Source organism: Pseudoxanthobacter sp., from assembly GCF_036822375.1.
GTDB lineage: Bacteria > Pseudomonadota > Alphaproteobacteria > Rhizobiales > Segnochrobactraceae > Pseudoxanthobacter.
On sequence record NZ_DAISHT010000236.1, the window covers coordinates 1 to 3,374 of the forward strand.

General features: G+C 71.0%; 4 protein-coding genes. 2 read left to right on the forward strand and 2 right to left on the reverse strand.

Annotated elements, in window-relative coordinates; translation table 11 throughout:
- Window positions 1-57: 57 nt before the first annotated feature.
- Window positions 58-879 carry a tetratricopeptide repeat protein gene (locus V7067_RS15465; RefSeq protein WP_334176799.1) on the forward strand — a complete coding sequence of 274 codons (822 nt, stop codon included), beginning with the start codon at window positions 58-60 and terminating at the stop codon, window positions 877-879.
- 98 nt (window positions 880-977) lie between these two features.
- Entirely contained in the window at window positions 978-2,189 is a 1,212-nt protein-coding gene (locus V7067_RS15470; protein ID WP_334176800.1) for an alpha/beta hydrolase, read from the forward strand.
- Window positions 2,190-2,209: 20 nt separating this feature from the next.
- Here V7067_RS15470 and V7067_RS15475 read toward each other — a convergent pair whose 3' ends face one another.
- Window positions 2,210-2,443 (reverse strand): methionyl-tRNA formyltransferase, encoded by a 234-nt coding sequence (locus tag V7067_RS15475; RefSeq protein ID WP_334176801.1) that lies wholly within the window; start codon window positions 2,441-2,443, stop codon window positions 2,210-2,212.
- Between the two features lie 175 nt (window positions 2,444-2,618).
- Window positions 2,619-3,374: pyruvate kinase (locus tag V7067_RS15480; RefSeq protein ID WP_334176802.1), on the reverse strand; the 756-nt coding region annotated here is incomplete at its 5' end.

The window sequence follows — 3,374 nt, forward strand, 5'->3', positions numbered from 1 at the left end:
CCTGTTTCCGGTGTGCCTGTTGTGAATGTGCCCGCTGTTCGTGCGCCTGTTGTTCGTGTGCCTGTTGCCTCTGCCGCCTCCCCGGCAGAGCAGGAGGGCGGCGGGCTGAGGCTGCCGGCGCCGCCGGCGCTGCCGGACAGCGACGAATCGGCCGACGAGACCGAAGGCGAAGACCCTTTCGCCGGCAATCCGGCGGTGACCGGGCCGGGACAGGGCGAGGACGGACAGGGCGAGGACGAGGACAGTGCGCCGGTGCCTTTTCCCGATGGCCCGTCGGCCGGCGGGCCGGAACTGCCGGGCGTGCATATTCCGCCGCCGCCGGGGGCGCAGGGCGAGGCCCGCGAGGGGGGCGCCGCAGGCTCAAGCGCTGCTGCACCGCAGCGCAGGCCGGCGGACGACGACAACTCGCTGGAAGGCCTCTACCGCCGTCTCGGACAGGCGGGGGATGCTGAAAGTGCCGGGCGGCTCGCGCTCAGGATCGAAGGCCGGCGGCTGCAGTCCGGCAGCCCGACGGTCGACCTGCTGATGCGGCGCGCCAGTGTGGCGCTGGCGGCGGGCGATCTGCCGCTGGCGGCCGATCTGGCCGATGCGGTGGTGCGTCTCGACCCGTCCTATGCCGAGGGCTGGTCGTTTCGTGCAACCGTCGCGTTTCAGACTGGCGACTATGGAAAAGCTCTTAACGATCTCGGGACTACCCTTGCCCTTGAGCCGCGCCACTGGCAGGCGCTGGTGGGGGTCGGGATGATCCTGACCGATCTCGACGACAAGGCCGGGGCGCTCAAGGCCTATGATGCCGCCCTCGCCATCTACCCGCTGCTTGAGGAAGCCCGCAAGGCGCGCGAGGCGCTCGCCGCCACCATCGAAGGTCGAGAACTCTGAACACGATCATTCCCCCCAACGCCATCCTGCGCCAGAAGCCCCTTGCCGGGCTCGTGCAGGGGCGCGCCTCGACTGCCCTCGATGAGCTCGCCGGGCCGATGTGGCAGGCGTTCAGCGGCTTCGGGGCGGCGATGGCGTTCGGCCCCATCGGCCTGACGATGACGACGGCCTGGCTGCGCAGCCGGATCGAACGGCAGTTTCCCCCGCTCGGCGACGTGGTGGAGGTCGAGGGCGTCGGCCTGCATGTGGTCGACGTGCCGGCGGCCGCGGACGATGCGCCGGTGATGGTGATCCTGCACGGCACCGCCTGCAGCCTGCGCGATCCGCTCGCCGCCCTCGGGCCGGCGCTGGAGGGGCGGGCGCGGCTGCTGTTCCTCGACCGGCCGGGCCATGGCTATTCCTTCGACGAGCACGGCAGCCATGCCGGGCTCAGCGAGCAGGCCGATCTGGTGGCTGCCCTGCTGGACCGGCTGGGCATCGACAAGGCGGTGATCGTCGGCCACTCCTTCGGCGGTTCGGTGGCCGCGGCCTTTGCCGTGCGTCACCAGCCGCGCACCGCGGCGGCCGTGCTGGTGTCGCCGGCCACCCATCCGTGGGACGACGGCTTCGCCTGGCAGCGCGATCTGGTTTCCGCGCCGGTGGTGGGCTCGCTGTTCGTCGACACGCTGGTGACGCCGCTGGCGCTGTCGATGCTGGATGGCTCGGTGGCCAGTGTGTTCGCTCCCGAGCCGGTGCCGGCCGACATCATCGACCGCACCGGGGCACCGCTGGCGGTGCGGCCGGAGGCGGTGCGCGCCACCTCGCGCGAGGTGGCGGTGCTGAACGATCATCTGGCCCGGCTCGTGCCGCGCTACAGCGAGCTGAAGGTGCCGGTCACGCTGATTGCCGGCGATGCCGATCAGGTGGTGCCGGTGGGCCTGCATGCCCATCCCTTCGTGGCCCGCGCCCCGCACACCGAACTGGTGCTGCTGTCCGGTGCCGGCCACATGCCGCATCACACCAACACGCCGGCCGTGGTGGCTGCCATCGAGCGCGTGCTGGCGCGGGTTGCCGGCAACCGCCCGTCGGCGCCGCGCGCCGCCGGTGCGCGCGCCGGCCGGGCGCTGGTGGCCCTTGGCGGCAGCTCCGCCGGGCGGCCGCGTGCGGCGGCCGAAAGCGCCGGTGCCGAAGTGACGGCGGCGGAAATCGTGCCCGCGGAAAGCCCGGCGGCAGCCGGCGGTGCCGGCCCCAAAGGCGCCGCTGCCGCCCGCCCGGCCCGCCGTCGCACCAGCCGCGCCAGAGCCGGCGGCATCAAGGCGGCCGACGTGTGAGAACCGTGCGCGGGACCGGCTCAGAAGCCGAATTCGGCTGACAGCAACCGGACAAGATCGCGGGCTGCGGTCTCGTCGAGCTGAATGGTCTGGCTCTTCTTGCCTCTGAACCGGCGCGTCGGAGAGCCATAAGTATCGATCTGAAAAAAGCGCCGTCCGTCGTCGGTCGTGAAGCTGCTGAACGTGCAGTCGACCACGCCGTGCACTTTCTCGCGGGCAAGGTCGTAACGCTCGAAATTCTTCACCAGAGCCATTTTGTGTCCTCCCTGTGCCGCCGGTTCAGCCGTCCGGCGGGGTGACCGTTGCCGATCACTTTACCCGGTTTAATATGCAAAACCCGGTTCAGCACGCAAAAAGCCCGCCGCACCCTGTCCGGGCCGGCGGGCTTTGCTGTCTTTTGCGGTCCTGCGGCCGGAATGGCCCGGTTCGTCACACCGCAGCGCGGTCGCCGGCGAAGGCGAGGCGCAGCAGGTTGGTGGCGCCGCGGCTGCCGAACGGCACGCCGGCCATGATGATGATGCGCTGGCCGGGGGAGGCGAAGCCATCGGCCAGCACCACACCGCAGGCCTTTTCCACCATGTCGTCCTGATCGCGCGCATCCTCGCTGACCACGGTGTGCAGGCCGTAGATGAGGCAGAGGCGGCGGGCGGTGGCGCGGATGGGGCTCAGCGCCACCAGCGGCACGGCGGGCCGCTCGCGCGAGGCGCGCAGGGCGGTGGCGCCGGAGGCGGTGTAGCAGACGATCGCGGCAAGGTTCAGCGTCTCGGCGATCTGCCGGGCCGCGGCGGAAATCGCGTCGGCGCCGGTGGCCTGCGGTTCCGGACGCTGGGCGTGCAGGATGCCCGGATAATAGGGGTCGCGCTCCACCTGTTCGGCGATCTTGTTCATGGTGGAAACGGCTTCCACCGGATAGGCGCCGGCGGCCGATTCGGCCGAGAGCATGATGGCGTCGGCGCCCTCGTAGGCGGCGGTGGCGACGTCGGAAACCTCGGCGCGGGTGGGCACCGGCGACGTGATCATCGATTCCAGCATCTGGGTGGCCACCACCACCGGCTTGCCGGCGCGGCGGCAGGCGCGGGTGATGCGCTTCTGCAGGCCCGGCACGGCTTCCAGCGGCATTTCCACGCCCAGATCGCCGCGCGCCACCATGATGGCGTCGGACATCTCGATGATCTCGTCGAGCCG